Here is a 1,610-nt window from a genome sequence, read left to right as displayed (position 1 = left end):
CGCCAACACTAAACCTAAATACGATGTCTTCTTCTGGGATTTGGTCCATATCAGCAAATTGAAGCTCTGATATAGGCAGCAATAATCCCTCCAATGGCATTGGATCTTGCATATATTGAGTCGCAAAAACAAAAGAATCAGCTTTCTTTATTTTATATAATTCTCGTAAAGTATGCTTATGTTCCCATAGAGGAGTTTCATTGCCTTGTTTATCTATTGATATCGCTGGTAATGACAATACGGTCCACTCATCCGGTTCTTGCTCTATCAGATAACCGCAAAGATCACGTTCATGTAATCGTTGCATGATTATGATTATTGGGGTGTTTCGGCTGTTTACACGGCTTCGAATGGTAGTTTCGAATCGTTGGTTTACTCGTTCCCTCACAAGATCAGACAAAGCATCCTCTGGCTTTAGTGGATCGTCAATAACTATAGCCCCTGCGAATTTCTCTGTATCGTATATATAGGAATCATTAACACTTTCTATTTCTTTCAGTAATTCGAGTAAATCATCGTCTTCTCCATCAGAATCAACTTCTCCGGCACCGAACCCCGTAACCTGACCGCCGGTTGATGTAGCATAAACCCCTCCACCATCAACGGTATACCATTTCTTCTTAGCATCTGAAGATTTAGAAATCTTGACATATGGGAATAACTGCTGATAAGCATCACTCTTGACGATATCCCTTATTTCCTCTGAGTTGTCATTTGCAAGCGAATCCGAGAAAGACAGATGAATAAACTTTGATCGGGGGTTTAAAGCGAGTCCGGCAGCTATAAAGTTTTTAACAGCGAGTTCGGTTTTACCGTATCGGGGAGGTACGTTAATAATAAGTTTAGTGATCTTACCGGATATAACATCGTCTAACGCTTTGGCTATTTTTCGGTGATGTTCGGCAACAATGAACTTCTTCTTATTGTTACGTAAGAAAAAATACTTAGTAAAATCTAATACACTTTTAGTGCAATAGGCTTGCATCAATGTATTTCCGTTAAAAACTTCATTCATCGAGCTTCTTTATTAGCGCAACGGCTTCTTCTATAGTCATCGGTTTGACATTAATACTCGCATCTACCTTTGAATCTATCTTTTCGGATAGTCCCAGTTTTCGAGCTATTATATTTGCGTTAAATGCGCCGACAACAGCTCCTTCAAACTGCTGGGTCTCTATTATTTCCTCTATACGTGTTATGATCTCGGAAAAATCTTTATCACATGACTTCTTAAAATCATAGAAATAACCTTGATTGCACCCGATATATAAACATAATCCGCTTAAAGAATAGGGTGTCTGGGTAGGTGTTTCTTCTTCCTCTTTACCGTGCTCCTTTTTCTTCGTTTTCTTTGTTCTCCACGGATGTTTATCGCACCATTCGAAATATTCGTAAGCAGCCTCTAGGAGTAAGTCAGGACTTGAGAATAATTTATCTCTTCCATGCTTACTCCTTAACTGCCAAAACTTATTTCCTTTAGGTGCTGCCATATCACGAAGTTACTATTTACATATTTATTATTTAGAATGAATCTAAATAAGTTATCTACACCTATAAGAAATACTCTCTTTTAGGATATGATTAATTTTAAACGGGGAAATCTATTTCAT

Annotated in this window: 1 protein-coding gene and 1 pseudogene; both read right to left on the bottom strand. The window is 37.8% G+C overall.

Features of this window, described 5'->3' with window-relative positions; translation table 11 throughout:
* Nucleotides 1–1,015 (bottom strand): annotated as a pseudogene (locus K322_RS19475) (phage terminase large subunit); the annotation flags it as partial.
* Entirely contained in the window at nt 1,008–1,490 is a 483-nt protein-coding gene (locus tag K322_RS19470; RefSeq protein WP_051290805.1) for a terminase small subunit, read from the bottom strand. The gene K322_RS19470 and the pseudogene K322_RS19475, both read right to left, overlap by 8 nt.
* Nucleotides 1,491–1,610: the final 120 nt, after the last annotated feature.

It is taken from the genome of Indolivaga capnocytophagoides DSM 22835, assembly GCF_000426485.1.
Taxonomy (GTDB): Bacteria; Bacteroidota; Bacteroidia; order Bacteroidales; family Dysgonomonadaceae; genus Dysgonomonas_A; species Dysgonomonas_A capnocytophagoides.
Note: the sequence above shows the minus strand (reverse complement) of the source record. Positions and strands in the feature narration are given on the sequence as shown.

Coding starts and splice junctions, on each gene's coding strand:
- K322_RS19470 (WP_051290805.1), bottom strand. CDS start 1,490: ATGGCAGCACCTAAAGGAAATAAGTTTTGGCAGTTAAGGAGTAAGCAT.